Source organism: Pseudomonas sp. FP1740, assembly GCF_030687165.1.
Lineage (GTDB): Bacteria > Pseudomonadota > Gammaproteobacteria > Pseudomonadales > Pseudomonadaceae > Aquipseudomonas.
This window is the reverse complement of record NZ_CP117461.1, coordinates 3,626,966-3,652,447: the sequence shown is the minus strand read 5'-3', so window position 1 is coordinate 3,652,447 and position 25,482 is coordinate 3,626,966. Positions and strand designations below refer to the sequence as shown.

The 25,482-nt window shown below is 59.9% G+C and carries 18 protein-coding genes; 7 read left to right on the top strand and 11 right to left on the bottom strand.

The features are described from left to right. Positions 1 to 71: 71 nt before the first annotated feature. The 9 genes from PSH69_RS16450 to bamA all read right to left on the bottom strand — a co-directional run bounded on the left by PSH69_RS16450 (position 72) and on the right by bamA (position 12,493). The gene (locus PSH69_RS16450) at positions 72 to 1,550 is read right to left on the bottom strand and encodes an aldehyde dehydrogenase family protein (protein WP_305409095.1); all 1,479 of its coding nucleotides are present in this window, start codon (positions 1,548 to 1,550) and stop codon (positions 72 to 74) included. Between the two features lie 76 nt (positions 1,551 to 1,626). Further along, positions 1,627 to 2,475, bottom strand: coding sequence for a VOC family protein (locus tag PSH69_RS16445; RefSeq protein WP_305409094.1), 849 nt, complete (start codon positions 2,473 to 2,475; stop codon positions 1,627 to 1,629). A gap of 24 nt (positions 2,476 to 2,499) precedes the next feature. Beyond that, positions 2,500 to 4,146: a bifunctional 3-(3-hydroxy-phenyl)propionate/3-hydroxycinnamic acid hydroxylase gene (locus tag PSH69_RS16440; protein WP_305409093.1), complete on the bottom strand. Its 1,647-nt coding sequence runs from the start codon at positions 4,144 to 4,146 to the stop codon at positions 2,500 to 2,502. Between the two features lie 24 nt (positions 4,147 to 4,170). After that, entirely contained in the window at positions 4,171 to 4,992 is an 822-nt protein-coding gene (locus tag PSH69_RS16435; protein WP_305409092.1) for an IclR family transcriptional regulator, read from the bottom strand. Between the two features lie 3 nt (positions 4,993 to 4,995). Further along, the gene (locus PSH69_RS16430; protein ID WP_305409091.1) at positions 4,996 to 5,847 is read right to left on the bottom strand and encodes a fumarylacetoacetate hydrolase family protein; all 852 of its coding nucleotides are present in this window, start codon (positions 5,845 to 5,847) and stop codon (positions 4,996 to 4,998) included. Positions 5,848 to 6,163: 316 nt separating this feature from the next. Next, positions 6,164 to 7,615, bottom strand: coding sequence for a carotenoid oxygenase family protein (locus tag PSH69_RS16425; RefSeq protein ID WP_305412838.1), 1,452 nt, complete (start codon positions 7,613 to 7,615; stop codon positions 6,164 to 6,166). A 62-nt stretch (positions 7,616 to 7,677) separates the two neighbouring features. Beyond that, a complete protein-coding gene (locus tag PSH69_RS16420) occupies positions 7,678 to 8,859 on the bottom strand; it encodes an MFS transporter (RefSeq protein ID WP_305409090.1) in 1,182 nt (393 codons plus the stop codon). A 54-nt stretch (positions 8,860 to 8,913) separates the two neighbouring features. After that, on the bottom strand, positions 8,914 to 9,906 hold the full coding sequence (locus PSH69_RS16415; RefSeq protein WP_028940724.1) for a transporter: 993 nt from the start codon (positions 9,904 to 9,906) through the stop codon (positions 8,914 to 8,916). 220 nt (positions 9,907 to 10,126) lie between these two features. Continuing rightward, the gene (gene bamA, locus PSH69_RS16410) at positions 10,127 to 12,493 is read right to left on the bottom strand and encodes an outer membrane protein assembly factor BamA (RefSeq protein WP_305409089.1); all 2,367 of its coding nucleotides are present in this window, start codon (positions 12,491 to 12,493) and stop codon (positions 10,127 to 10,129) included. Positions 12,494 to 12,716: 223 nt separating this feature from the next. Here bamA and PSH69_RS16405 point away from each other — a divergent pair, with 223 nt between their 5' ends. From PSH69_RS16405 to PSH69_RS16390, 4 genes are all read left to right on the top strand, one after another. Then, positions 12,717 to 13,400, top strand: a complete 684-nt coding sequence (locus PSH69_RS16405; protein WP_230139111.1) for a response regulator transcription factor — start codon at positions 12,717 to 12,719, stop codon at positions 13,398 to 13,400. Beyond that, on the top strand, positions 13,397 to 14,659 hold the full coding sequence (locus PSH69_RS16400; RefSeq protein WP_305409088.1) for an ATP-binding protein: 1,263 nt from the start codon (positions 13,397 to 13,399) through the stop codon (positions 14,657 to 14,659). Before PSH69_RS16405 ends, PSH69_RS16400 begins: the two co-directional genes overlap by 4 nt. Positions 14,660 to 14,766: 107 nt before the next feature. After that, complete coding sequence (locus PSH69_RS16395) at positions 14,767 to 15,216, top strand: hypothetical protein (protein ID WP_230139160.1); 450 nt, start codon at positions 14,767 to 14,769, stop codon at positions 15,214 to 15,216. Between the two features lie 91 nt (positions 15,217 to 15,307). Continuing rightward, the gene (locus PSH69_RS16390; RefSeq protein WP_305409087.1) at positions 15,308 to 17,434 is read left to right on the top strand and encodes a TonB-dependent siderophore receptor; all 2,127 of its coding nucleotides are present in this window, start codon (positions 15,308 to 15,310) and stop codon (positions 17,432 to 17,434) included. A 73-nt stretch (positions 17,435 to 17,507) separates the two neighbouring features. On the opposite strand, the gene PSH69_RS16385 is transcribed toward PSH69_RS16390, so the two are convergent. Both PSH69_RS16385 and baeS read right to left on the bottom strand, forming a co-directional pair. Continuing rightward, a complete protein-coding gene (locus tag PSH69_RS16385; RefSeq protein ID WP_305409086.1) occupies positions 17,508 to 18,191 on the bottom strand; it encodes a response regulator in 684 nt (227 codons plus the stop codon). 3 nt (positions 18,192 to 18,194) lie between these two features. Next, positions 18,195 to 19,613, bottom strand: coding sequence for a sensor histidine kinase efflux regulator BaeS (baeS, locus tag PSH69_RS16380; RefSeq protein WP_305409085.1), 1,419 nt, complete (start codon positions 19,611 to 19,613; stop codon positions 18,195 to 18,197). A gap of 113 nt (positions 19,614 to 19,726) precedes the next feature. On the opposite strand from baeS, the gene PSH69_RS16375 reads away from it, so the two are divergent. From PSH69_RS16375 to PSH69_RS16365, 3 genes are read left to right on the top strand one after another with little or no spacing between them, the layout of a single operon-like run. Beyond that, entirely contained in the window at positions 19,727 to 20,923 is a 1,197-nt protein-coding gene (locus PSH69_RS16375; RefSeq protein WP_019578709.1) for an efflux RND transporter periplasmic adaptor subunit, read from the top strand. Between the two features lie 2 nt (positions 20,924 to 20,925). After that, a complete protein-coding gene (locus PSH69_RS16370; protein WP_305409084.1) occupies positions 20,926 to 24,072 on the top strand; it encodes an efflux RND transporter permease subunit in 3,147 nt (1,048 codons plus the stop codon). Then, positions 24,069 to 25,454 (top strand): efflux transporter outer membrane subunit, encoded by a 1,386-nt coding sequence (locus tag PSH69_RS16365; protein ID WP_305409083.1) that lies wholly within the window; start codon positions 24,069 to 24,071, stop codon positions 25,452 to 25,454. The genes PSH69_RS16370 and PSH69_RS16365 overlap by 4 nt, the downstream gene beginning before the upstream one ends. Positions 25,455 to 25,482: the final 28 nt, after the last annotated feature.

The window sequence follows — 25,482 nt, the reverse complement described above, 5'->3', positions numbered from 1 at the left end:
TATTGTTTTTGTTGATTGGGCAAGTGGGTCAACACTTGCCCAATTTTAGTCCGGTCAGTATCGATCAAGAGTCAGAAAGGGTAGTGGTGGCTCCCCGGTTGCCAGGTGACCCAATGGGCGCGGGTGAATTCATCCAGGGCGTAGTGACCATTGAAACGCCCGAGGCCGGAGTTCTTTTCGCCGCCGAAGGGCGCATTGGGCTGGTCGTCGACGGTGATGTCGTTGATATGGGTCATCCCGGCCACGATGCCACGGGCGAAGTTCAAGCCTCGGGCCATGTCCTGGGTGAATACCGCGCTGGACAGGCCATATTCGCTGGCGTTGGCCAACTCCAACGCATGCGCTTCGTTTTCTGCGATCAGCAGCGGCAGCAACGGCCCGAAGGTTTCATCACGTGCCAGTTCCTGATCGGCCCCGACTTCACCGAAGACATGCGCAGGCAACACCAACCCGGACGCTGGGCCGCCACACAACCGCTTGAGGCCCGCGTTCTCGGCGGCATCGATTTTACGCAACAGGCCATCGAGCTGGTTCTGATTGACCACCGGCCCAATCACGGTGTCTGGGTGGGCCGGGTCGCCGGTCTTGAGCTTGCGCACTCGCTCCACCACCAGCGCGGTGAAGTCCGCATACAGCGAGCGGTCGACGATCACCCGGTTGACGCTCATGCAGATCTGGCCCTGATGCAGGAAACGCCCGACCACTGCCGCGTGCGCGGCTATATCAATATCCGCATCATCCAGGACCACCAGTGGAGCATTGCCGCCCAACTCCAGCGCAACGCGCTTGATGTGTTTGCCGCCAGTCGCAATCCGGCCGACATTGCGACCGACATCGGTTGAGCCGGTGAAGGAAATCAGGCTTGGCACCGGGTGTTCGACGAAGGCATCGCCGATCTCCGAACCTGCACCGACCACGACATTGAGCGAACCCTCCGGGAAGCCTGCGTCTTCGAACAAATGAGCAATCAGCAGGCCGCCTGTTACTGCCGTGTCGCTGGCGGGTTTAAGCACCACTGTGTTGCCAAGCGCGAGTGCCGGGACCACCGAACGCATGCTCAGGTACAACGGAAAATTCCATGGGCTGATCACCCCGACAACACCCAGCGGTTCACGGAAGACAAAGCTCTGTTCACCGGGCTTGTAGCTCGTCAGGATCCGTCCTTCAACCTGCATCGGCAACGTTGCGCACTCACGCACCAGGTTCAGGGTGAACTGCCATTCCATGCTCGCCTTGATGCGCGTGCTGCCGGACTCACGAATCAGCCAGTCGATGATTTCATCGCGGCGGTTCAGGATGACGTGAGCGAGTTTCTCCAGTTGCGCGCTGCGCTGTGTCGGATGCAGCTGTGCCCACGCTGTTTGCGCACGATGTGCAGCCTGATAGGCATCGTCGAGATCGGCAATCGAGGCCAGTGGCATTTCCAGCAGTTGCTCGCCATTGAAAGGGTTACGGTCATCCAGGCGCCGCGAGGAACGACCTGTACGCCAGGTGCCATTGATGTATTGGTCGCCGTTGATGGTGTAGAGGGGCAAATGTTGAGTCGTCATAGTCTTACCTTTGGAGGCAGGTGGCCGCGTCGATTAAGGACATGGATGATGCAAAACCTTGTCTGAAGAAATGTGCTCAGCTTCTGATCCAGGCGCGCCCCCAGGAATTGAGTGTGTACTCCTCCTGCGGCCAGACACCGGGTTGGCGGGCGGCATCGGTCATTTCGAGTTCGGCGGAAAACTCCAGGCGGTTGCGATCGGCATCGACGACCATAAAGAACAGATTGTTGCCCGGCCCATGCCGGCCGGGGCCGAAGAAAATGGTGATGCGTTCCTTGGCGAAGCGATCACCCCAGTCGCGGATATCATTCCATTCATTGGTTTCGTAACAGTGGTGATCCCATTCGTTTTTCGAACCGCGGAAAAATGCCAGCGAATGATGCTCATCGTCCGAGCGCAGGAAGCACACCATGAGCTGGCCGGTCTGCTCGTCGACGACATTGTCCGATACCGTAAACCCGACCTTATTGACGTAGAAATCGATCATGGCTTCCAGTTCAGTGGTCTGGAATACCACGTGCTGCAAGCGGCCCGGCATGCCTTGACGGTCGACACCGGGATCAATGCGGGACACGCCAAATATCGTTTGTCGGCCTTGAGGGTCACGAAGCACAAAGGCATCCGGTTCGAGCAACGGCGAGTCGATGTCTTCCACAGCACAGCCATTCTCGTTCAGGCGGGCGCGCAGTTCTCCCAGCCGAGCCTGATCGCCCAGGTCATAGGCCGCCGCGAGCAGGCCGCTGTGATCGGCGGGCGACACGAGCATGGCGCGTTGCGGGCCACTGAGTATCCAGCTGCCATCGGGCTGTGCCAGGCCTTCCATGTCCAGCATGCGCCGGTAGAAATCGATTTGTCGTTGCGGCTCTTTGCTTGCCAGATGCAGGTAGCACAGGCGCGCAGGGGTGCAGGTCTGTAGAGTTTGCATAAACACCTCCGTAGCTTTAAGGGTTCAGGGAAAGACCGGCGCGATACTCGACTCGGCTGTCTGGTTTCGCGCCTGCGCGATGCCGAACAGCGACTGCAGCGACTCGGCAGCCTTTGTTTCGCCGGCCTTATCGAAAATGGCGGCGATATAGCGATCCGGGCGCAGCAGCAAGAACGTGTTTGAATCGCCCAGTATTTCTTTGAGCAAACCCTGGCGGTCATGAAGCACTGTGCAGCCAGGCATCGAAGGCATGTTTTTGACAGGCTCGGGAAGGATCAGAATGCGCTTGGCTTCGAGGTGGAACCATAAGCCATGCTGGAGTTCGTCGATGCGTTGGCGGCTGTGGTCGCCGTACTGAATCAAGGCGAAGCCTGCACCGATCGAGTCATCGAGCAGAAATTCCTGGCCTTGAGCATCGGTGAGCATCGGTTGAGGGAACATGTGCCCGCAGGACAGTTTCCCGGCTTTACCTTCGGTCAGTACCAGCCCTTTGGTGAATCGGGGTTTAGGCTTGAAGCGCATTTGCAGGAAATAGTCCCGCAACGGTGGCAGCAGGCCGATCAAAGCAAATGCACCGCTGATCAAACGAGCGCGCAAGACAGTTGCCGGCGCCATGACCACGCCGAGGTTCAAGGCCAGTCTGATCAGTGCCCAGGCGTGATCGCGACGCTCGCTTTCGTAAGACAGTAGAGCCGTTTCAGCCATTTTGCCCTTCAGCACGCCGATCAGTTTCCAGGCCAGGTTATGGGCATCGCGAACACCGCTGTTCATGCCCTGTCCGGCATAGGGAGGGGTCAGATGCGCGGCATCGCCGGCGAGAAACACGCGGTTCACTTGCCACCGTTCGGCAACCCGGGCGTGGAAGGTATAAACGGTCTTGCGCACGATGGACGCCGGGGTGTTGCCCTTGAAGGGATGAAGCAACGCTTGCAGGCGAGCATCGCCGAGTACCTGCTCATCGGTTTCGTCCGGCTTGAGCAGAAACTCGAAGCGGCGTGTGCGGTGGGGGCCGGGTACTTCAACGACGGGACGGCGTGCATCGCAGTACACACGCGTTTGCCAGAACGGATCGTCATCCTGATCAGTGTCGACCACCAGCCAGCGCGAGGAGAAGCTTGAGCCAACCATCTCGATTCCGAGTTGCTTGCGCACCGGGCTACGACCACCGTCGCAGGCGACCAGATAGGCCGCATGGACTTCGACTGTTTCGCCGTCTGTGTCACGGATCAGTGCGCGTACGCCATGCTTATCCTGACTGAATTCCAGCAGCTCATGGCTGAACCGTGCCTTCAGGTTGGCAAAGCGCTCAAGGCCCATTTTCAGGGTGTGTTCAAACAATGGCTGGCGAAATGCATTGCGCTTGGGGAACCCATACAACTTGCCGGTGGGCTCGACTTTGCCGAAGCAGCGGCCACCGGGCCGAGTGAAATAGTGCACGCCATAGCCCGGCACTACATCTCGCAACACGGCTTCATCCAATCCGACGGCCTGCATGGTGCGCAAGGATTCGTCATCGATCGAAACGGCCCGCGGCTCGGTCACGGTGTCCGGCTTGCGATCAATGATCAAGGTGTCCACATCGGCTTGGCCAAGCAAGTTGGCCAGGGTCAGCCCGGTGGGCCCGGCGCCGATGATCAAGACGTGCGTACTGATTTTTTTGAGGGGTGTCATTGTTGTTGTTCCCTTCCGGATGGCTCAGTCCAATGGCTTGGGGCGGTTGGCGAGTGCAGCCATGAGTTGCGACAGGTTTTGCGCCAGGGCAAGGATCTGCTGTCCTTGCTGTTCTTCCTGAGTGCTGTCACGTTCCTGAATCGGGCGCACGCAGCTGATGCTGCCGACGACTTTGCCATCGCCATCGAAGATCGGAGCGGCGAGGCCATAGACGCCAGCGTCGACTTCGCCGGCGCTGGCCACATAGCCCTGATGACGAAGACGCTGCAGCGAGCGGCGGAACTGCTCCCAGGTCTGACCAAGGTTGCTGGCGCGCACCTCATTGGGGTTTTCCAGGAAGAGTTGGCTGTGTTGACGCGAGGTCATGTTGGCGAGGATGGCCTTGGAGGTCGCCCCCAGGAACAACGGCCTCGGTGAGCCGCGTGAGTAGCTGACCTCGCTGAACAAATCGCCGTATTGATGAATGCAGACCACCTGGTCCTTGAACAGGCGGCAGATCAGCCAGATCTGCTGCTCGCTCCAGCGTGGGAGGCTTGGCTCCAATGATTGTGCGGCGCGCACCAAAGGGTCGCTCAGTCGCAACTGACGGTCCCAGGTAATGATTCTCGCGCCCAGGGCGTACCGTCCGGCCCCGACCTGGAACAACAAGTTGGCCTCGGCCAGTTCGCGCACATAGCGGTAGATGGTTGAACGGGTAAACCCCAATGCACCGCCCATGTCATCGACAGCCCAGATCGGACTCTCTTCGGTAAACAGATCGAGTACCCGCAGCATGCGCTCCAGGCTAGAACCTTTACTGTCGATATCCTGCACCGGCAATTGTTCTGATTCGCGGAGTGTGGCCATGGCTTACTGCTCGTCGACGATGCTGTTGCGCAGGATGCCGATTCGCGAAATTTCGATCTCGACTTCATCGCCCGGTTTCATCCATACCGGCGGTTCACGGAACGCGCCGACGCCGCCGGTGGTGCCGCTGACAATCACATCGCCGGGGGCCAGTTCGGTGAAGGTGGAGCAATATTCGATCAGTGCGCGGACGTCGAAAATCATGTCGCTGGTGCTGGTGTGCTGCATGACTTCGCCATTGAGGCGGGTAGTCAGTTCCAGGTCCTGCGGATCACCGATCTCGTCGCGGGTGACCAGCCAAGGGCCAAAGCCGCCGGTGTTCGGGAAGTTCTTGCCCGGCACGAATTGAATGGTGTGTTTCTGCCAGTCGCGGACACTGCCGTCGTTGTAGCAGGCGTAACCGGCGACATAGTCCAGCGCGTCGGCTTGCTTGACGTGACGCGCCGGTTTGCCGATCACCACCGCCAGCTCGCCTTCAAAATCAAGCTTGTGCGAGGCCTTCGGGCGAACGATGGGTTGCAGGTGGGCAGTCTGGCTGTCAGCGAAACGAGTGAAAATCATCGGGTAGGTCGGCATTTCACGGCCGGTTTCACGCACGTGTGTGGCGTAGTTGATGCCAATGCACAGCACTTTGCCCGGGTTCGGGATAACGGGTAGAAAAGTTACTTCAGCCAATGGGATACGAGGCAGGCTCGCCAGGACCTCGTGGCTCAGTTCGGCCAGGCGATTGTTGGCGATAGCCTGCTTGAGATCGGTGCCGAAGGATTGCTTGACCGACTCCAGATCGATGACGTGCTCGCCATCGACGACGCCGTAGGTGCTACGGCCTTTAACAATAAAGCTCGCGAGTTTCATTGAGTGCTCCTTGATAGAGGATCAGCGCATGCGCAGGGAGCAGAGAAGCTCGGCACTGCTCATGCAGCTATGGCGGCAGGTAAGCCGCGGCGGTTGAGGTTCAATCTAGTTGTGGAGATTAATCCTGTAAAGCGGGATTTATTAAAAATCCCAAAATGCAGGAATTATGCTTTTTTATGTATTTTTGGCAGCATTTTGCCGACCCTCCGGAACAGGCAATACGAGACAGTGACGTGTTTGGAAGGTCAGGGCAGGGGCCGTATCCCGGCCTGGTGAATCACAGGCTTCCTGTCATTTCAGTGGGCCGCCCATGGTTTCATTGTTTGCTCGGCACCCAGCAACCATGTAGCGACATGCGCATCCGGAACGGCACTTTGATTCGTGCAATGGGGCCATTCTCCATGTCACGAGAATCCAGAACTACAAGCTCGCTGCGACCGTCCGCGATGTGATTGAGAACGGAAACGACGTAGCCATCCGCCTCCTGCGCATCAGGGGAGCGCGGAATGAAAATGGGCTCCTGGAAGCATCCGCTGTCACCGGGAAACCAGGCATCGGTAGTGCCTGTTTTCAGGTTCACATGGGCCAGCAGATTGAAGAATTGAAACGGAATCGGCCCATTCGCCGGGTTGTACGGGCGCTCTGGATCGAACGCGAGCACAAAGCCGTGCTCATATTTTCGACCGATGTAGCGGTCATCGCACCTTGGGAATTCGCAGGGGTAATCCGTCAATGGCTGCGGTTGAATGTCCTCCTGCGTGCTGGTCAGGTCGAAGGTCCAGCGCATCAGGCTGGCAGCCAGTGTTTCGGGGGGCGGGACATGACCGTCGGCCTGGGGAAAGAAGTAAAAGATATTCCCGCCGGTGACCGGCATGTCTACGTAAACCTTGTCGCCCTCATCGAACGCGTTGAGCGTATGGCCCTGGAAACCGTCCTTGGGGCCCTTGAACCATCGAACGTCCTCTCCGCGCCCATTGCGTGGTACGACGGCGAAGAGCTGAGGCAGATCGGGTTGCCATTGGAAATGCTGGCCACCTTTCTTCATACGCTCGAGGTCGGTCGTCAACGGAATCAGCGGGAACACCACGTAGTGTTCGGTCACCGCGAAATCATGAACCATGGCTGCGTACGGCGCCTGGAACCAGATTTGGTGCAACAGCTTTCCGTCGGGCGACAGTTCGAAATAGGCCAGGTCAGGTGTGCCGTCACCTTTGGCTTCGTAGCTGAAGGCCAAGAGGTTTCCTGTTACCGGGTCGAGCTTGGGGTGGGCGGTGAACGTCGCTGATTCGATCTGCCCGTCAAAATTCCACTCGCCGAGGGTTTCCAGTGTTTCAAGATCCATTGCCCAGGGCATGGCATCTTCTTTGAGTGCAAGCAGCACACCGTTATGAGCGACAACGCTGGTATTGGCGGTGGTGTTGTTCTTCGCCGCCAGTGGATCATTGGTGTAGACGTTGCGATAGATTCCATTGAGCGAGCGACCTTCGCGGCGCTGAGCCATCAACCGGTCGGTTTTTACGTAGCGACGTCGCATCGACACCTTGCCATCGGCAAAGTAGAACGCGCTGACCATTCCGTCGCCATTGAAGAAAATATCCGAGCCCAGCATCGGCGGGTATTGCGGGTCTGGCGCAACCTGATAAAAAACGCCACGGATCGAAGCGGGAAGGGTGCCTTCAATCTCCAGGTCGAACACCTCGGCTTCTACCCGACTGGGTGCATAGAGCGCGCCGGAAAATTCAGGGGTTTGGGGAAACGGGGTGGTCATCGGCATAACCTCTGAAGATGGGTATCGATTGTTCATTGACGGGGTTCCTGTTTGATATCAGGTCAGGTCGACTGAGGCGACAGTGCTGTGGTGCAAGGCTTCGCGTCACGACGAAAACGTGCAACGAGCAGACACGAGATAACCAGGGCTGTCAGGTAGGCCGAGGCCGCCAGCCATCCGACGGCGCGGAATTGTCCTTCGCCTACCACGAGTGCCGCGCCAAACGGGCCGAGCCCCTGACCAACGAAAATCGCGGCGTTACCCAGCCCGGCCAGTCGGCCGGAAGGGTCCAGCTCGGCCGCCATGGACAGTAAGTAAGGCAGACTGAAAAACCATACTGCATGGATCAGGCAGGCAGTGACCGCAAATGCGACAGGGGTATTGCCATAGACCATGACCAGAGTCGCAATCAGCGCCGTGCCGAAGCTCAGTAGCTGCGGAAACAGCAACCCAAGGCGTCTGCCGATAAGTCCGGCCAGTGCCGCTCCAAGGGCTCCGGCAAGGATGCTGCCCCCCAGTATTGCACCGATCTGTTGCGGTTCCAGGCCAATGCCTTTACCAATGCGCTCTTGATAAACCCACAGTGCGGAATGGCCAAAAAACAGCAGCGTAAAAAGCATCAGCAGTAAGATCGATGTGAGCCCGAAAGGCGGGATCGAGCCGCTCGCTGCCCGATGTGCCTCGGGGTAGCTCCTCGGCACTCTCCAGCTACCAACCATCGCCAGGGCACTGGCGATGGCCAAGAGATAAAACGCCCCGGCCACGCCGAATGATTTCAGAATCACCGGCATGGAACTCACAAGCAGCATCCCCCAGAGCAGGTTGCCGATGTTTATCACCGCGAACGTCGAATCCTTGGATGTGCGCAGGGCTGCGGTGGCGTAGACAACGGCCATGACCGCGCCACCGCTTGCGCCGCATATCATTCGGCAGATCAGTAACAACCCCTGGCTATGCAGTTGAGCACTGGCCAGATTGCCGAGTACCAGCATCAGCAAGGCAATCAGGGCAAAGCGGCGCCGGTCGACGCTGGCCATCAACATGGCGCAAACGCCGCAGGCGACGGCCATCGCAATCAGTTCTGCCGCAAAAATGGCGCCGATGGCATTCAGTGGCAAACCGAGTTGGTCGATAAAGGCTCCGCCCAGAATAGGCTGGATTTGCAACGTCCCTAAGGAAATGACCATCATCAGGCAGATAGCGGCCAATGATTTTTTACTGTCAATGGAGTCGAGCGCGTTCATGAAACATCACCTCGGGTGAAAGGGCCCGCTCATGCACGAGTGGGCGCACATCGGTCAGAATGTGTGGGCGTATCGGATCTGGACGGCGTAATCCGTTTGCGCGCGGTTCTCGACGCCGGTCTCTTTATAGGTGTTCAGCCAGAAGCCCTGGCCATCGCTGATTTTCCAGAACAGGCCCGGGCCAATGCCCAGCACCTTTTCCCGAGAGTTGCTCAGCCGACCTCCGTTAACCTCGTCATCTGATATTTGCCTGAAGTAGTACCCGTTGATCCCGACGGATACGTTGGGGACCACTTCATACGAGGCCGTGAAGTTGGCCCACGCCGATTGTCCTGCCTGGGTGTCGCGCACAGGCTGGCCCTCGAAAAGTTGCGTCGAACTGCTCGCCGGATCGTTGTTCTTGAAGTTGTACAGGTAGTGCAGCCTCCAGCTCACTTCCCAACGAGGCGCCGGCATCCAGGTCGCGGCCCAGTAGGGGTTCAGAGAGAAGTAGTTGGAGCCTGGGTTCAGGTCTTTATGTTTATCGTATTTGCCGGTTGGAAGGATGGTGTCGAAAGCCAGACGCTGCACAAACACGGGCCTGCCGTGGGCGTCGACGATCGGGTCGAACTGGATCTGCGGCCCTACCGTGACATCACCAAGCCCTGTGCCGTTATCCTGGAGCTTGGCACCGTTGTCGCCAAAGTCACCGTCCAGGGAGATGATGGGCACCAATAAGCTCCAGCCCAGGTGTGCACCACCGCCGATGGTATCGGGTGAGTAATAGCTCAGTTGGTTGATCAGCGAGATGACGTTGATCTTCGGATTATCGAAGGCGCCATTATCCTTGCCTGCATTGTCCCTGATGCTGCGTGCGGTGCTGAATTTCAGATAGGTCAGGTGGGACAGGCCGGGCGGCCCCGCGAAACCGTCGTAGAAACTGGTGCCGCCCAGATTGATACCGCTGGGTTCACTCACCGATGGTGGTGGAGGGCCCTCTGCTGCTGGTACGGCAAGCGAGGCGAAGCTGAGTGCCAGGCATACTGGCAGGGATTTTTTCAGGCTCATCGAAGTGGCTCTATTCTTGGAATTGTGAGCCGGGGTAGCTCCCCTGGCACTTCGACTTTAATTCCCGAACGTTCGTGATGCTTGAGCACAACGGCCAGAGTTGACTGAGAGCGCCATAATGCAGGGGGGTAGCGCGAAACCTGTGGGGGCGGGCTTGCCCCCACATTCTGCACTTCGTGTCAGTGCACCAACGAAGTGGAATGCTTGCGGACTCATCGGTTCAAAAAGTCTGCCCCATAGAGAACTGGAACACCTGGGTATCGGCGTTCTCAGGCTTTTTGACCGGGAACGCCAGGTTGAAGCTCAGGGGCCCCATCGGGCTGTACCACGTGACGCCGACCCCCACGGAACTGGCCAGTTGACCGAGGTCGACACCGTCGCAACCCTGGGTGGTGCTCAGGTAGCACTTGTTGGAGTAGACGCTGCCGACGTCCCAGAAAACCGAAGTGCGCAGGGATTTGTTGTCTTTGATGAAGGGCATCGGGAACAGGTATTCGACCCCGCCGGTGATGAGGATATTGCCGCCCAATGCGTCGGTGTCCCGATCCGAGTAATACGCCTGGCCGGCACTGGCATAGGTGCCGGTGGCCGGGGTGTTGCGCGGGCCGAGGGTGCCGCTTTCAAAGCCGCGCACCGAACCTTCGCCACCGGCCGTGTAGTTTTCATAGAAGGGCAGGCCGTCGGTCGAGCCGTAGCTGTTGCCATAACCGAGCTTGGTGTGGAAACGCAGCGAAGTGGCGTTGCTCACTGGCAGGAAGGTCTGCCCGGTGTAATCGATCTTGTAGAAACTCAGATCACTGCCGGGCACTGTCACCGTCAGGTTGAGGTTCTGCGAATGTCCGCGGGTGGCCAGCACGCCCTTGTTCAGGGTCGATTCCGACCAGCCGAGGTTGGCCTTGAAGTTGTTGAACTCCTTGCCCTCGCGTGCAATGAAATCGTAGATCTCATCGGCGCTGTAGGTGCCTGGCTCGATGTTGTCGTGTTGCACGGTCAGGCCGAAACTCAGCCGTGAGGTTTCATTGATCGGGTAGCCAAGTGAAGTGCCGGCGCCATAACTGTTGATGGAATAGTACGAAACGCCGTCACTGTAATAATCGTTGTAGTCGGTGGCGTTGTAGAACAGGTTGTAGCCCAGGCTCACCCCGTCCGGCGTGAAGTAGGGGTTGGTAAAACCGAAGTTGTACTTGCTTTGGTAGTCCGAGCGGGTCAGGCCCAGGCTGGCGTAGTTGCCCGTGCCCAGGAAGTTGTTCTGAGTGATCGAACCTCCGAGGATCAGGCCGGAACTCTGAGAGAAACCGACGCTGGCGCTAATCGAACCGGAGGCCTGCTCTTCGACGCTGTAGTTCACGTCAACCTGGTCGTCGACGCCCGCCACCGCCGGCGTCTCGACGTTGACTTCCTTGAAGAAGCCCAGTCGTTCCAGACGGGTCTTGGATTGGTCGATCAGGTAGGTCGATGCCCAGCCACCCTCCATCTGACGCATTTCGCGGCGCAGCACTTTGTCGTCGGTCTTGGTGTTGCCACGGAAGTTGATGCGGTTGATGTAGGCCCGCTTGCCCGGGTCGACCACGAAGGTGATATCGACGGTATGGTCGTCATTATTCGGATTGGGGACCGCGTTGACGTTGGTAAAGGTATAACCCTCGTTGCCCAGGCGACGGGTGATCAAGTCCGAGCTGGTGGTCATCAGCTTGCGGGAGAACACCTGGCCTTGCTGAACCAGCAACAGGGAACGGATCTGGTCTTCAGGCACTTTCAGGTCACCGCTGAGCTTGACGTCACGAACGGTGTACTTCGCGCCTTCGTTGATGTTGACGGTGATATAGACGTGTTTCTTGTCCGGGGTGATCGACACCTGGGTCGAGGTGATGTCCATGTTGATATAGCCGCGATCCAGGTAATAGGAGCGCAAGCGCTCCAGATCACCGGAGAGTTTTTCGCGGGCGTACTTGTCATCGTTCTTGAAGAACGATAGCCAGTTGCTGGTCTTGAGTTCGAACAGGTTGATCAGGTCTTCATCAGCAAAGACCGTGTTGCCCACCACGTTGATGTGTTGGATCGCCGCGACAGAGCCTTCGTCGATCTTGATTTTCAGGCCCACGCGGTTACGCGGCTGCGGCACCACTTCGGTGTCGACGGTAGCCGAGTAGCGGCCCTGAGCGACGTATTGACGCTGCAGTTCGTTACGCACACCTTCGAGGGTCGCGCGCTGGAAGATCTCGCCTTCGGCCAGACCGGATTGCTTGAGGCCCTTCATCAGGTCTTCAGTGGAGATCGCCTTGTTGCCTTCGATCTCGATACTGGCGACAGAGGGGCGCTCGACCACCGTGATGATCAGCACGTCACCGTCGTGCCCCAGCTGGATATCCTGAAAGAAACCGGTCTTGAACAATGCACGGGTGGACTCCACCAAACGACGATCATCCGCTTCATCACCAACGTTCAACGGCAATGCACCGAACACGCTGCCGGCGGAAACCCGCTGCAGGCCATTAATGCGAATATCGGAAATTTTGAAGCCTTGGGCGTGCGCAAATGTGGCGTTGAGCAATAGTGCAGCCGAGCAGAGCAGGCGCGAAAAATTCATCAAGATCTTATCCAGAACACATCGACAAGCAGCGTAGGCGGGCGCGGATATCTCACAGCAAGACGAGTTACCGCGAAGCGAGCAGGCTGGTGGAGGTGAAGCATAAAAGCTCGGTGCGTTTGGTGCGGTTAACCAAGTGTCAAGTTAGGTAAAGGTTTGCCCGGGGCGATGACGCTGTGCAGCGCAAGGGCGATAATGCGCGGCCCCCACTCAAGAGCCCGCCATGATCTCTGTATTGCTAGTCGACGATGACCAGGAACTGACTGGAATGCTCAGCCAATACCTGGAGCGTGAAGGCTTCGAGGCGACCGCCGTGCACACGGGCGAGGAGGGCGAGATTCAAGCGCTTTCCGGGCGCTACAGCATTGTGGTGCTGGACGTGATGCTGCCACGCCTGTCGGGTATCGAGGTGCTCAGGCGCATTCGCGCCGTGAGCCAGGTGCCGGTGGTGTTGCTCACGGCCCGTGGCGATAACATCGACAAGATCACCGGCCTGGAACTGGGGGCCGATGACTATGTGCCTAAACCCAGTTCACCGGGGGAACTGGTGGCGCGTTTGCGGGCAATCATGCGCCGGGTGCAACCGGCGGATCAGCCCACCACCGAAGTGATCAGGACCGGCCCGCTGGTCTTGTGGCCCGGCAAGCGCCAGGCCCAGTGGCAGGGGTGCGAGCTGGGGGTGACCAGTACCGAGTTCAGCCTGCTCGAAGAACTGGCCCGCTGTGCCGGGCAGGTGGTGAGCAAACAGGACCTGTCGCTCAATGCCTTGGGCTGTCCCTTGACCCGCTACGACAGGCGCATCGACGTGCACATCAGCAGCATTCGTCAGAAGCTCGGTCCGCGTCCTGACGCCAAGGCCTGGATTCAGAGCGTGCGTGGCCTCGGTTATCTGTTGATCGCCGAATGATGAAACCCAGTCGGCTGTTCTGGAAACTGTTCCTGGCGTTCTGGCTCGCCACCAGCCTGACGTTTCTGGTCGGGGTGGGCATTCTGGTACTGGGTAATCACGGGCCTGGCGATCCTCATTTGGAGGCCATCCTGGCCAGCGAGGAACAGCTGCTGCGACAATTCGGCGTCGAGTCGGGAAGGCAATTGCTGGCAGTGTGGCGGCACCCCGGTGACGAAACCATTGGTGTCTATGACAGTGCCGGTCAACTGCTGGCTGGGTCGCCGGTTCCGCGGCCAGCGTTTGAGCGAACGGTCATCAGCAAGGACGGTTTGACCCTCTCGCTCAGATCCTCACAGTCCCTTGGTAAAGAAGGTGAGCAAGGGCCGGGGCGTTCGATCCCGTTGATCATCGGCACGGTGATGAGTGCGCTGTTCAGCGGGTATATGGCGTATTACCTGGCGTGGCCGCTGGCCTATCTCCGGCGGGCGATGAGCGACGTGGCCAAGGGGCGCTTCGAAACCCGGGTCAAGCCGATGATGGGCGGGCGCCGCGATGAAATCGTCGATCTGGCCGGGGACTGTGACCGAATGGCTAACCAGCTGAAACTGCTGGTGGAGGCCCAGCAACACCTGTTGCATGACATCTCTCACGAACTTCGCTCACCGTTGACGCGCATGCAAGCGGCCATCGGGCTGTTGCAGCAAGAACCGGCCCGCCAGGAAATGGTGGAGCGCATCGAACGCGAATCGGTGCGCATGGATACGCTGATCGAAGCGTTGTTGACCCTGGCACGCATGCAGGGCCGGCCCGAAAGTATCGGCCGCGAGCCACTCGACGTCATCGAGTTGCTGACGGTGATCGTCGAGGATGCTCAATTCGAGGCGGGAATGAAAGGTTGCCGGGTCAGCCTGCAGGCGTGTCCGGTCTTTGTCAGTCGGATCAGCGGCGAGTTGCTGTATCGGTGTTTCGAGAACGTCATTCGCAATGCGGTGCGCCATACCAAACCGATGACGGCGGTTGTTGTGTCGGCTGAGGTCAATCTCGAAGCAGACTGCCTGACGGTGCGGATTACCGATCAGGGGGCGGGTGTTGAAAACGAGCGGCTGCTGCGCATTTTCCACCCGTTCGAGCGTGGCTTGAGCGAGGCCAGTGCCGGTTTCGGCCTGGGCCTGGCGATCGCCTCAAGGGCCGTGGAAATGCACGGAGGCACGATTGTGGCGCGCAACGAGCCGTCCGCTGGGCTGACCGTGGAAATCAGCTTGCCCCGTCAGGCGTGATCTTTACACGATATTACATTGGCTTGACGGCTCTGTACGCCTCGCCTCAGTAGACTTCCCGCTCAAACTTACGCAGCGTTTGCTGATGTTTCAGCGTGGAGGTGGGCATGTTTCTGGTTCATAAAAAGGGCTTCGTTTCCGGCAAGAAAATGGTCGACGGGCTGGTGCCCTATGACTTCTTTTGTGAAGACAATCCGGCCATCAATCTGTTTGTGTTTACGGGTTCTACCGCGCAGGGCAAAACGGTCGAGGAGCAGACGCTCTGGGGCTTTACCCGGCTGGAGCGTTTCGAGGCGCTGACCAGCACCCTGGTATCGAACAAAAAAAATGATGGCTGGTTTCAAACGGTCAATGTGCTCACCGGGCCTGCCCAGAACGGCACCCAAAGCGTGAAATTTCAGCGGGTGCTGAAGATCATCAAGCATGCCGCTGTATCGAGCCGTGTCGCCAGCAAGGTGCAATACGAGATCCTCACGGATGACGGCGACACTTATTTCACCCGTCCGCCCACGACAGCAGACAGCGCGCAAACCATCATCTATGTGGCAGAGCAATAACTCGTTAGTTAATAACCGCGAAGGTGTTTACTGGAAATACATCGCACCATACAATGAGAATCATTACTACTAACTCATTGAGTGCAACGTCTTGAGCCATCCCCACCTCTTTGCCCGCCGCAAGGTTTTCATCAAACACGCGCTGCCGACACTGTCCTGCGTGATGTTCGCCGGTCCTTTGTGGGCACAGGAACTGATCGAACTGCCGACCACGGATATTCAGGCGAGCCGCGTCAGCCAAGACACCAGCTACACCACCGCCCAAGCCAGCACCGCAAGCAAAAGCGATGTGCCGATCAAGGAGGAGGCGCAATCGGTCAATGTCGTCACCCGGCAAACCCTGGCCGACTATCAGGTGCGCTCGCTGGACGACGCGATGAAGTTCGTCAGCGGCGTCAGCCAGGGCAACACCCTGGGCGGTTCCCGGGACTCGCTGGTCAAGCGCGGTTTCGGCACCAACGATGATGGCTCGATCCTGCGCGATGGCGTGCGTTCCAACCTGGGGAAAAACTTCAGCGCCACGACGGATCGCATCGAAGTGCTCAAAGGGCCTGCGTCGATGCTGTACGGCGCGCTGGAACCCGGCGGGTTGATCAACGTGATCAGCAAGAAGCCTGAATACACCCAGAGCACGACCCTGAGCGGCTCGGCCTACAGCGAAGGCGGCGGCACCCTGGCCGTGGACACCACCGGGCCGCTGGGCGATACCGGCCTGGCCTATCGCCTGATTGCCGAGCGCGGCCACGAGGATTACTGGCGCAACTACGGCGTGAATGAAAGCACCCTGGTTGCACCCTCGCTGACCTGGACGGGCGACCGTGCCAGCCTGACCCTCAGCTACGAATACAACGATTACTCCAAACCCTTCGACCGTGGCACGGTGTTCACCAATGGTCATCCGGCGGACATCGACTACGACAAGCGCCTCGACGAAAAATGGGCCAAAAGCGTCGGTATCCGTGAATTGGCTACCGCGCGTTTCGAGTATCAGCTGAGTGACGACTGGAAAACCCGCGTTACCTACGGCTGGAACAACGACCGCTACAGCCTCTCGATTGCCCAGCCGAGTTCGTTGACCGGCAACAACCTGCGACGGGCTGCCAACGGCGCTCACTACGATGACGAGACCCGCTACGCCAGCTGGGATTTCATCGGCCAGCAGGAACTGTTCGGCCAGCGCCATGACTTGCTGATCGGCGCGGACACCGAAGCGTCCGACCAATTCCGTGGCAAAACCTACCGTAATACCGCGCAGTCAGGCTTCGACATCACCTCGCCGGTTTATGGTCGTCTGGCCGAGCCGAGCCTTGTCAGTGCCAGCCAAAGTGACCTGAGCAACCAGTTGAACTCCAGCTCCGTGTACTTCAAGGATAACTGGCACCTCGATGACCGCTGGATCCTGGTTCTCGGCGGTCGCCAGCAGCATTTCGATCAGTACAGTGATCAGGGCCGCGGCAGCAGCTACACCGTCAACCGCGACGATAACGGTGATGCTTTCGTACCGTTCCTGGGGCTGGTCTACAAAGCCACCGATAGCTTGTCGCTGTACGGTAACTACAGCCGTTCGTTCAAGCCCAATACCCAAGTCGACGATGCCGGCCATACCTTCGATCCGGAGGAGGGCCGCAGTTATGAGGTCGGCGCCAAGTACGATCCGCTGCCGGGGCTGAACATCAATCTGGCGTTGTTCGACATTGAGAAGAAAAACGTCGTGACCACCCAGACCGTCAATGGTACGAGCCTTTCGGAAGCCGCGGGCAAGGTCGGTTCACAGGGCCTGGAACTGGATATCACCGGGCGTGTCGCCGAGCGCTGGGACCTGATTGGCACCTACGCTTACACCCACACGGAAATCCTCGACGATCCGGATGACGAAGGTCACCGCCTCGCCGATGCGCCGAAGCACACCGCAAGCCTGTACCTTACCCATCACCTGAATGTGCCCACGGAGTTCGGGGCCTGGCATGCAGGCGGCGGTGCGCGTTACGTCGGCGAGCGTGCGGCCAACAATGCCAACGATTTCTGGCTGAGCAGCTACACCGTCGCCGATGCCTTCGTGCGCTGGGAGGCGCCGATGTTCGGGTACAAGACGTCGCTGCAGTTCAACGTCGACAACCTGTTCGACAAACAGTACTACCCGTCCTCCACCGGCAGCCAACTGGCGGTCAATGTCGGTGAGCCGCGCACGGCACGCCTCAGCGCCAGTGTGACATTCTGATCGCACTGTCTTGATGTGCCGCCCCGTTCTGCCGTGGAACGGGGCGGTAGTCTTCCTTCATCTCGGCGACGCTTCAGGCGTCGGCGAGATGAAACCGATAACCCACCCCATACAACGATTCAATCGGATGCTCCCCCGGGCAGGCCTGTTCGAGCTTGCGCCGCAGATTGCGGATATGGCTGTCGACCGTGCGGTCGGTGACCACCCGGTGATCGGAGTAGATCCGGTCGAGCAACTGATCCCGGGAAAACACCCGTCCCGGCGAGCGGGCGAGGGTGCTTAGCAGGCGCAATTCCAGTGGTGTCAGGTCCAGCGTTATGCCGTCGAGGGAGGCCAGGTACTGTTCTTCGTCAATCTGTAGACGCGGTGGTGCGGACGTCAAAAGCTGAGGGCTGCGTCGCAGGATGGCTTTGACCCTGGCCACCACTTCACGCGGGCTGAAGGGTTTGCAGATGTAGTCGTCGGCGCCCAGGTCCAGCCCGAGCAGGCGATCCACTTCCTCGACGCGGGCGGTGATCATGATGATCGGTACGGCACTGAAACTGCGCAGTTCCTTGCACACTTGCAGGCCATCGCGCCCAGGCAGCATCAGGTCGAGCAAGATCAACCGCGGCTCGCGGGCACGGACCGCCGGCACCACCTCCAACCCGTTGTCCAGGCATTGGGTCGCATACCCGGCGGCAATCAGGTAATCACGCATCAACGCGGCCAGTTTGGGCTCGTCTTCGACGATCAGGATCGGGTTGTCGTTGACCATGGTTCAGGCTTTCCGTGGCAGGCGCAGGGTCAGCCAAAGGCCACCCAAAGGGGAATGATCGGCGCTGAGGCTGCCGCCATGGGCCAGGGCGATGCTGTGACAGATCGCCAACCCCAGACCGGCGCCACCACTGGCGCGATTGCGTGAGGTTTCGCCGCGGTAGAAGCGCTCGAACAGCCGCGGCAACTGATCCGCGTCGACCCCGGGGCCGGAATCCAGGAAATCGATGCGTACGTCGTCGCCATCGCTGGCCGCACAAATACGCAGCACACCGCCTTCGTCGGTATAGCGCACGGCGTTTTCCAGCAGATTGCCGAACAGTTGCTGCAAGCGCTTGGGGTCGGCTTCCACTCTTAGGGGTGGTGTCGGCAGCTCCAGCTCCAAGCGCAAGTGCCGGGCATTGCAGCGTTCCTGGAACATCGCTGCGCAACTGTCCAGCAGCTCGTTGAGATCGCATTCGCTCTTGCGGTAAGTCAGCGCGCCCACATCGGCCAGGGACAGTTCATACAGGTCATCCACCAGTTTACTGAGCATGCCGACTTCGCCTTGCAGCGATTTCATCGACGACTGATCGAGCGTGCGCACACCATCCTCGATGGCCTCCAGCTCACCGCGCAACACCGACAGCGGGGTGCGCAGTTCGTGGGACACATCGGCCATGAACTCCCGGCGCATTTTTTCGTTGCGCTCCAGCGTATAGGCAAGTTGATTGAAGTCGCGGGCCAACTGACCGACTTCGTCATTGGAGGACACTGCCACCCGGTTGCTGTACTCGCCTGCGGCCAATCGATGCGTGGCGGCGGCCACCCGCTTGACCGGGTCCAGCAGGGTGCGGGCGATCCACCAGGCGATCAGTATCGCCAGCAGCAACGAGAACACACCCATGGCCAGGCTGGTGCGCAACAGGTACAGACGAAAACGTTCGCCGCCGGCTTCGGTCACGTTCTGGAACGGCGTCACCGCCAACCAGCCGACGGTTTTACCGGAGACCTCGATCGGGCGCATCAGGGCGTCGTCGGCAATCGCCGAGTAACCCATCACCAGCTGCTTTTTCTGGTCCAGCAGGGCGATGCGAAACACTGCGCCGGTCAGGTCGGACGTGGGCAGGTTCGGCCGATGCGGGTCGGTGAAGTCTACGCCGGGCTCCGGCCGCATGAGCTCGAACCAGCGATCCGGCTGGTTGCGCAGAAATTCCCAACTGCCTTCGCGCTCATAGGCGCTGGCCAGGCGCGGCAGCACCGGAGTCATGCGCAACAGCGCCTGTTCGTTGAGGTAATCGAGAAAGCCTTTGCCGAAGCTCCAGCCGTTGGCCAGCCCCATGCTCAGGATGACAAACAGCACACTGGCCAGTACCGCGATAAACAGTTTGGTGGAGATACTCAGTTTCATGGGCTCGGGCAGGTCAGTGAATGGCCCGCCCATTTAGGCCCTGGCGCGGCGAAGATTCAAGGGCGGCGGGCAATCTTCAATTTTCCTGCACATTTGCCTCGCAGTATGGCGTCTGGCTTCAGCCACCCCGTCTTGCAGAGGCATTTATGTCGACCAAAATTCTCGCCAAATCCCTGGTAACCGCCGCGGTTTTACTGTCCTTGATCGTTCTGTTGGTATTGAGCGGCTGCTCCCCCGGCGCATCCGCGCCCGTGGTCGAACCGGCCAAGGTGTCAGTGATCACGGTGCAACCCCAAAGCCAGGCGCTGACCACGGAGCTGGCCGGGCGCACTCAGGCGTTCATGATCGCCGAGATTCGCCCGCAGGTCGGCGGTATCGTCCAGCAACGGCTGTTTGTCGAAGGCGCCGAGGTCAAGGCCGGGCAGGCGCTGTATCAGCTGGACGCGTCCTCATACAAAGCCGCATTGGCTGAAGCACAGGCGACCCTGGCCAAGGCTCGCGCCACGTTGAAGTCGGCCCAGGCCACGGCCAGGCGTGATGCCCAGTTGGCGAAGATCGATGCCATCAGCCAGCAGGACAACGAGGATGCCCAGGCCAGTCTGCTGACTGCCGAGGCTGAACTGCAAGTGGCCCAGGCCGGCGTGGATACCGCGCGTATCAACCTGGCCTATACCCGCATCAGCTCGCCCGTCAGCGGGCGCATCGAAACTTCGACGGTCACCCCCGGCGCATTGGTGGTGGCCAATCAGGACAGTGCACTGACCACGGTGCAGCAACTGGACCCGATCTACGTGGATATCACGCAATCGACCACCGAGCTGTTGCGCCTCAAGCGCGACCTCGCCAGCGGTGTGCTGCAAAGCAACGGCGAGGGCGAAGCGCGGATCAGTCTCAAGCTCGACGACGGCAGCACCTACGCCCATGAGGGCCGCTTGAAGTTCAGCGGGGTCAGCGTCAATGAGGGCACCGGCACCGTGACCCTGCGGGCGGAAATCGCCAACCCGGACCGGTTGTTGCTGCCGGGCATGTATGTGCGGGCGGTGCTGGAACAGGCCCGGGACGATCAAGCGATCCTGATTCCGCAGCAAGCCGTGACCCGCAGCGCCAGTGGCGTGACGTCGGTGTTGCTGGTGGTCAATGGCAAGGTCGAACAGCGCGTGCTGACCATCGATCGCGCCGTGGGCAACCAATGGTGGGTCACCTCGGGCCTGACGGCGGGTGACCAGGTGATTGTCGAGGGCGGGCAGAAAGTCCGGGTTGGCGCCCCGGTGCTGGCGCAAAACCCGGGCACTCGTAGCCGCACGCGACAATCGGCGCCGACTGCCATTGCGCAGGAGGGTTGAGCATGGCACGGTTCTTTATCGATCGACCGATTTTTGCCTGGGTCATCGCCATCGTCATCATGCTCGCCGGCGCCTTGTCCATCAGCCAACTGCCGCTGGAACAGTACCCGGACATCGCGCCGCCAACGGTACGGATCTCCGCCACCTACACCGGCGCCTCGGCCGAGACCGTGGAAAACTCGGTGACGCAGGTCATCGAACAGCAGATGAAAGGGCTGGATAACCTGACCTACATGTCGGCCTCCAGCAGTTCGGCGGGCAGCGCCAGCATCAGCCTGACCTTTGCCGCCGGCACTAACCCGGATGTGGCGCAGATGCAGGTGCAGAACAAACTGCAACAGGCTGAATCACGACTGCCGCAATCGGTGCAGAGCGAAGGCCTGACCGTGACCAAGGGCGGTTCGGACTTTCTGATGATTGCCGCCCTGGCCTCCGACAACCCAAGCGTCACCGGCACCCAGATCGGTGACTACATTTCCAGCACCTTGCTCGACCAGATCAGTCGTATCGATGGCGTCGGCGACGTGCAGACCCTCGGTTCGGGCTATGCCATGCGCATCTGGCTGGACCCGGCCCTGTTGGAAAAGTATGCGTTGATGCCGTCGGACATCAGCAGCGCCCTGGAAGCACAGAACACCGAAGTGTCCGCCGGCCAGCTTGGTGCCTTGCCGGCGGTGGCCGGGCAACAGTTGAACGCCACCATCAGCGCCCGCAGCAAGCTGCAAACCGCCGAAGAATTTCGCAACGTGGTGGTCAAGTCCACCAGCAATGGGGCGGTGGTGCTGTTGGGGGATGTGGCGCGGGTCGAACTGGGCAGCGAAAGCTACGACGTGAGTTCTGCCCTCAACGGCAAACCTGCCGCCGCCATGGGTGTGCAGCTCGCCGCCGGGGCCAATGCCTTGAGCGTGGGTGAGGCCGTGAAGGCCAAACTCAAGGAACTCGAGCCTTTCTACCCGGCGCAAATGCAGCTCAAGAACGTGATCGCATACGACACGACTCCCTTTGTCAGCCTGTCCATCGAAGAGGTGGTCAAGTCTCTGGGCGAGGCCATCGTGCTGGTGGTGCTGATCATGTTCCTGTTCCTGCAGAATCTGCGGGCCACGCTGATCCCGGCGATCACCGTGCCAGTGGTATTGCTGGGCACCTTTGGCGTGCTGGCGCTGTTCGGCTATTCGATCAATACCCTGACCATGTTCGCCATGGTCCTGGCTATCGGACTGCTGGTGGACGATGCCATCGTGGTGGTGGAAAACGTCGAGCGAGTGATGGGTGAGAAGGGACTTTCGGCGCTGGCGGCGACTCGCCAGTCCATGGCGGAAATCACCAGCGCGCTGATCGGCATCGCTCTGGTGCTCAGCGCCGTGTTTATTCCCATGGCATTTTTTGGCGGTTCCACCGGGATTATCTATCGGCAGTTTTCGGTGACCATCGTCTCGGCCATGCTCCTGTCGGTGTTGGTGGCGATGACCCTGACGCCGGCCTTGTGTGCGACCTTGCTCAAGCCGTCGGATGGCCAGGGCCATGGTGCGCAAACTGGTTTCTTCGGCTGGTTCAACCGCAGCTTCGAACGCAGCGCCTTGCGCTATCAACAATGGGTCGGCGGCATTTTGCAGCGTGGGCGTCGCAGCCTGCTGGTGTACGGGGTGATTTTGCTGGCGATGGGCGCTGGTTACGCCAGCCTGCCGACTTCGTTCTTGCCGGACGAAGACCAAGGCATCCTCATGGCGCAGATCCAGTTGCCGGTGGGCGCCACCGATAGCCGCACTCAGGCGGTGATGAAGCAGTTCGAGAGCTACATGCTCGAACAATCGGAAGTCGAGGCGCTGATCAGCATCAGTGGCCTGGGCATGGGTGGCAACAGCCAGAATACCGGCCGGGCTTTCATCAAACTCAAGGACTGGAGCGAGCGATCGGGGAAAGGGCAGGACGCAGCCTCTATTGCCCAACGCGCGACCCTGGCGTTGGCGAGCATTAGCGATGCCAGCGTGTTTGTCATGCAGCCGCCGGCTGTACGTGGCCTCGGGCAAAGTTCGGGTTTCGACCTGCAACTCAAAGACCTTGGCGGGCTGGGGCATGACGCCCTGGTTGCGGCACGGGAGCAGTTCATCGAGTTGGCGAAGAAAGACCCGCAGCTGCTGGGAGTACGCAGCAATGGCCTGGACGATACACCGCAGCTTAAGGTCAGCATCGACGATCGCAAGGCCGGGGCCTTGAGCCTGAGCACCAGCGATATCAACGCTACCTTGTCCACCGCGTTGGGCGGCACTTACGTCAACGACTTCCTCAACCAGGGCCGGGTGAAAAAGGTCTACGTGCAGGGCGAGGCGTCGGCGCGGATGCAGGCGGCCGACCTGGAGCACTGGTTCGTGCGCAACAGCAAAGGTGAGATGGTGCCGTTTTCCTCGTTCGCCAGTAGCGCGTGGAGCTATGGCTCGCCGTTGCTGGAACGCTACAACGGCAATGCCTCGCTGGAAGTGGTCGGTGATCCGGCACCGGGGGTGAGCTCCGGGGTTGCGATGGATGCGGTGGAAGCGATCATCAAACAACTGCCCGAAGGCATCGGCTACGAGTGGACCGGGCAGTCATATCAACTGCGCTTGTCCGGCTCCCAGGCACCGCTGCTGTACGGGATCTCGGTGCTGTTTGTGTTCCTCTGCCTGGCGGCGTTGTATGAGAGTTGGTCGGTGCCGTTTTCGGTAATGCTGGTGGTGCCGCTGGGGGTGGTCGGCGCGGTGCTGGCGACTCGGTTCAGTGGTTTGAGCAACGACGTGTACTTTCAGGTCGGGTTGTTGACCACGGTGGGGCTGGCGGCGAAGAACGCGATCCTGATCGTTGAGTTTGCCAAGCACCTGCAAGAGCAGGGCAATAGCCTGCGGGATGCGACACTGACTGCCGTGCGCCAACGCCTGCGACCGATCCTGATGACGTCTTTGGCCTTCATGTTCGGCGTGTTGCCACTGGCATTGAGCTCCGGCGCCGGTTCTGCCGGGCGCCAGGCCATCGGCACTGGCGTGCTGGGGGGCATGTTCAGCGCCACCGTGCTGGGGATCTTCTTTGTGCCGCTGTTTTTCGTGCTGATCCGTCGTCGTTTCGGTCGCGTATCCACCGCAACAACCGCCAACCCAACCGCGCAGAAAGGTGATGCATGATCAAGTTTCATTGGCCCTTGTTGGCTGCTCTGACGTTGCTCAGTGGCTGTGTCAATCTGGCGCCGCAGTATCAGCGCCCCGAAGCGCCGGTCGCCGGGCAATGGTTGCCGTCGACCGGCGTGCCCTCAGGCGATGCGGCGGCGGATATTCACTGGCAGCAGTTCTTTACCGACAGTCGCCTGGCGCGCTTACAGACCCTGGCCCTGACCAACAACCGTGATTTGCGCCTGGCCAGCCTGAACATCGAAAAGGCCCAGGCTCAATATCGCATTCAACGGGCGGCGGCGTTTCCCACCATCGATGCCGGAGTCAGCGGCACACATAGCCGCACGTCCAGCAGCGGCACGGCGAGCACCAGTCATGAGTACAGTGCGCAACTGGGGCTGAGCAGTTATGAACTGGATGTGTTCGGGCGGGTACAGAACCTTCAGGACGAAGCGCTGGAAGACTATCTGGCGCTGACCGAAACCCGGCGTAGCACCCAGATCAGCCTGGTGGCTGAAGTAGCCACCGCCTGGTTGACGCTGGCGGCGGACAACGAGCGTTTGCAACTGGCCCAGGAAACCCTGCGCAGCCAACAGGCAACCTACGAACTGACCCAACGCAGCCATGCCTTGGGTGGCTCTTCCGGCTTGGCCCTGGCCCAGGCGCAAACCACTGTGGAGTCGGCTCGAGGCGATGTGGCGGTCTACGCCAGTCAGATTCTCCAGGACCGCAATGCCTTGCGCTTGCTGGTCGGCAGCGATATTCCCGATGAACTGCTGCCCGGCGCGAGCCTGCAATCGGTCGCGCTACTGGTACAGGTGCCGGATGAGTTACCGTCCAGTCTGTTACAACGGCGCCCGGATGTGCTGGCTGCCGAACACACCCTCAAGTCTGCCAACATCGATATCGGCGCGGCGCGGGCGGCGTTCTTTCCGAGCATCAGCCTGACTGCCAATGCCGGTTCTGCGAGTTCGGCCTTGTCCGGTCTGTTCAAGTCCGGCAGCGGCGCCTGGACCTTCGCCCCGAGCGTCAGCCTGCCAATCTTCGATGCCGGCAGCAATCGCGCGACACTGGATGCGGCCAAGGTCGAGCGTGAAATTCAGGTGCAGACCTACCAGCAAACCTTGCAGACCGCCTTCAAGGAAGTGGCCGATGCCTTGGCGGTGCGCAGCACCCTGGACCAACGCCTGACGGCCCAGCAAGCCTTGACCGACGCCAGCCGTAAAAGCTTTGAACTGGCCGACGCGCTCTATCGCGGCGGCTCGCAAAGCTACCTCGAAGCGCTGGACGCCCAGCGTTCGTTGTACAGCGCCCAACAGGACCTGATCACGCTGCGTCTGGCCGAGCAGAGTAACCGGGTGACGTTGTACAAGGTGATGGGGGGCGGCTGGAATTAATGTTCGCGATCAGGCCCGCCCCCCTGGA